A 4,368-nucleotide genomic window follows, 5' to 3' on the forward strand; every position below is an offset into this window, starting at 1 on the left:
CCGGGTTATCGGAACAGCTTCGCTGTCATTTTTCGGATCCAGCTCATCAGAATCAACAGTTGCTGTATTGTTGATGAAACCATCCTCGCCACCATTACTGTTTAGGTCCTCCTGACTAACAGTGTAGGTTCCGGTGAAGGTCCAGTTCTCTCCAACATTCAAGATTCCTGATGGAGAATTGTCTCCAGCTGGACCTGTGATATTTCCAAGCAGAGGATCAGTGACATTTACATTTGTAAGATCAATGTTTCCAGTATTGTTTACGTTAATCTGGTAACTGATTATATTGCCAGCTGATGTTATATTTGCTGAAGCTCCATGTCCTGCAACATCTGTAACGATTTTGTCAATAGTGTAATCAGGACTCTGGATTATCGGAGCAGCTTCACTGTCACTTTTCGGATCCAGCTGATCAGAATCAACAGTTGCTGTATTGTTGATGAAACCATCCCCACCACCTTTACTGTTTAGATCTGCTTGAGTGGCAGCGTAAGTTCCGGTATAGATCCAGTTCTCTCCTACATTAAGGATTTCGAGAGGTGCATCATCTCCGGTTTTTCCTGTAAGGTTAATTAGAGAATCAGTAACGACTATATTGGAGAGGTCAACGTTTCCAACATTACTTATTTTAATTTGATAACTTATGGGGTCCCCAGCTTTTCTTACATTTGCTGAAGGCCCTTTTCCAGCAACATCAGTAATGGTTTTGTCAATAGTGTAAGCCGGTATTATCATGGATGCTGCAGCAGTTTTTGATTTTGGATCCAGCTCATCACAGTCAACGATTGCCGTATTTTCAATTAATCCACTCCCTCCACCATTGCTACTTATGTCTAACGGGGTTACCGTGTAATTCCCAATGTAAGTCCAGGTCTCTAATACCTCCAGAACTCCATCATGGTTCAGGGACTCTACTGGATCTTTTAGGGGAATCAGGGAGTCAGTAACGCTTGCATTTGTCAGGGCAATGTTTCCAGCATTACTCACTCTAATTTGGTACCTTATGACATCTCCTGCTTTTGTTACGTTTCCTGATGGTCCTTTTCCTGAAACATCTGTAATGATTTTGTCAATGATATAAGCAGGTATTTCTATTGGTACTTCAGCAGTGTGTGACTTTGGATTCAGTTCATCACAGTCAACAGTTACCGTATTATCAATTAATCCGTCCCCTCCTCCATTGCTGCTTATGTCTTCCTTAGTTACCGTGTAATTCCCAGAGTAAGTCCAGATTTCGGATGTCTGCAGAATTTTATCAGCATTCACGGACTCTGCTGGTCCTATCAGGTTAACCAGGGGGTCAGCAACGCTTATATTTGTAAGCTCAACGTTTCCAACATTACTCACTTGAATCTGATAAGTAATGAGATCCCCAGCTTTACTTACATGTCCTAATGGCCCTCTTCCTGCAACATCAAGAACAACTTTGTCTATGATGTAAGCCGGTATTCCTATTGGTGCTTCAATAGTGCTTGACTTTGGATCAAGCTCATTACAATCAACGGTTGCCGTATTTTCAATTAATTGATCCCCTCCGCCATTACTGTCTATGTCTTCCTGCGTTACCGTGTAATTCCCAGTGTAAGTCCAGGTTTCTAATACCTTCAGAATTCCATCAGCAATCAGAGACTCTGTAGGCCCTGTAAGATTGATCAAAGTGTCAGTAACGCTTACATTTGTCAGGTCAGTATTTCCAACATTCCTCACTTGAATATTATAAGTAATTACGTCCCCAGCTTTTGTTACATTTCCTGCCGGTCCTTTTCCAGCAACATCAGTAAAAGTTTTGCGAATGACATAAGCCGGTATTCCTTTTAGTGACACTTCAACATAGTCTGACTTTGGACCCAGTTCATCACAATCAACAGTCGCTGTATTTGAAATTACTTTTGTCCCTCCGGCATTACTGTTTATTTCTTCCTGAGTTACCGTGTAATTCCCAGTGTAGTTCCAGGATTCTCCTATGTTCAGGATTCCAGGGGAAGAATTATCTCCGCTTGGTCCTGTCAGGTGAATCCGGGTGTCAGTAACGCTTAAATTTGTCAGGTCAGTATTCCCAACATTCCTCACTTGAATATTATAAGTAATTACGTCCCCAGCTTTTGATACATTTGCTGAAGGTCCTCTTCCTGCAACATCAATAACAGTTTTGTCAATGATGTAAACCGGTATTCCTGTTAAGGGTACTTCAACATAGTCTGACTTTGGGCCCAGTTCATCACAGTCAACAGTTGCCGTATTTGTAATTAATTTGTTCCCGCCACCATTACTGTTTATTTCTGCCTGAGTAACAGTGTAATTCCCAGTGTAAACCCAGGTTTCTCTTACCTCCATAACTCCATTAGAATTAAGAGACTCAAATGGGCCTATCAAATTAATAAGAGAATCATTAACGTTTACATTTGTCAGATTAACGTTTCCTGTATTATTCACGTCAACCTCGTAAGTAATGACATCTCCTGCTGCTGTTATATTTCCTTCCGGTCCTCTTCCTGCAACATCTATGATTTTTTTGTCAATGATGTAAACCGGATTAGGTAAAACCGGTAAAACGTTCGTTGGCTGGTAGTAAGTATTGTTAGTTATGTTGGAATCGCCAGTAATAGCAGTCAATGAAACGTCATTGCACAGGTCAAACACTGTAGGTCGAAGACCTGCAGTACCATTCTCCGAGTTAGTAGATGGGTCTGTAGATGTCGGTGCTGTATTGGAAATCAAAGCGACTATAGTTATTTTCATTGATTGAAGGGGGTTCAATGCACCAACATCGAAGGTTACATTATTCCCGCTAACTGTGTACGGGGCACCGATGGCTGAAACAAAAGATGTATTGTTATCGAGCTTATCTGTGACCACAACCCCATTTGCAACAGTGTCAGGGTTATTGTTCGTTACCACCAGATCATAAGTAAGATTTTGCCCCGTGATCACAGGATCAGGAATGTCGGTCTTCATAACTGAAATATCGGCAATGTTTGAGGCGAACTCTTCTACTCTTAAAAGGGGAACGATCTGTGTTCCGACATTGATTGCGTCGCCACTGGCAGTATTTGAGCTTTCCAACTTTGTTCGCACATTGCCTGAGGGACTAGCTGGGAGTCTCGACTTGAGGACAACCCAAATCTCAACAACTGCCCGATCACCATCATCGAGGCCTGATATACTGAATGTACCCTCAATCTGCTGGGAATTTCCGCTGCCTATGAGGTTCGAAGTGTAACTATCTACTTTAGCATTATTTCCCTGATCTATTGTACGGGCATCTGCGGTATCAACGAAAGCGGCGTACACCATATAAGTCGGATCGTATCCGAAGTCATCACCCGATGTTGTGTTGGTGTCGAAACTGGTTGTGAACTCGATCATCCCGTTCTCAGGAGATGTACTACCGCCGACTTCTATCACTATCTCAAACGGCACTATCTGGCCAAGAGCAATATCATGAGGTGCAAGAGATGTCACCGTGTCAAGATCAGAAGAAGTAGGACCATATGCCACAGCATTAGCAAGAGGATCTGCATACCTCCCGGCAAGTCCGGGAGAAGGAAGTGATGCCGGTGTCAGCCTCGCATAAGTCGGCAAATAAGGAGCGTTGTTTATCTTAGGATCGGCGGCATACCATTTCAAGTTATAAGCATTGCGTCCAGCCTGAGCTTCAAAAGGTACTACACTCATTAAGACGGTCATGCTCAAAATTAGTATCAACATTACCGATATCATGGGCTTGAGCCGAGGTATACCGAAATGCAAATGAGTGTTTTTAGATTTGTTCCTCAGTGCGGTGGCATTACTCTTGTATGGTACTAAAGATGTTAATACAGTTATTATAAAAGCGAGATTTGCTTTATTTGTGTTCATTTGTTCTATACCTCTGTTTCCATCCCATGAATTTGAACCATATTGCGGGAGTGAATTTAAAAAATCAATATTTTTAGGAAAGCCGACCACAAAATTCAATATTTGTTTTTTGAATTAACATTTTAAATAATAATTCAAAGTTGTGATCATGTAAAAATAAATCATGATCTTGTGGGAATAAAACGGGTTTAGAGATCGGCTGCGAACATTGTAACAGTTAAACTGTTATAACTTTCATATAGAGTTACTCGCTATATAACTATATAAATTTATTTAGTGGCTTGGATTAATATAATATTGATGGCAAAATATCAGGGGTGGAAGAACCTTTAGTAATATCTGCATAACGTTAGGTCATTGAACAGATATGGAAAGAAACGAATCAAAAAAGTAATATTCTGAAGTGTACTATTCTGAAGTGGGTTCCGTTGCAAAAAATATCTGCTAAGGATAATAATAAAATAAAAAGGAAAATCAAAGGTAGTGACATGCTATCTAATTCCTTTAAAT

At 40.8% G+C, this 4,368-nt stretch carries 1 protein-coding gene; it reads right to left on the reverse strand.

Going from position 1 to position 4,368, the window contains the following annotated elements; genetic code table 11:
• The coding region (locus RG963_RS16125) for a DUF11 domain-containing protein (RefSeq protein ID WP_310577301.1) at positions 1-3,675 on the reverse strand (3,675 nt) is incomplete at its 3' end.
• Positions 3,676-4,368 lie beyond the last annotated feature (693 nt).

This window comes from Methanosarcina baikalica, from assembly GCF_031461075.1.
GTDB classification, from domain to species: Archaea; Halobacteriota; Methanosarcinia; order Methanosarcinales; family Methanosarcinaceae; genus Methanosarcina; species Methanosarcina baikalica.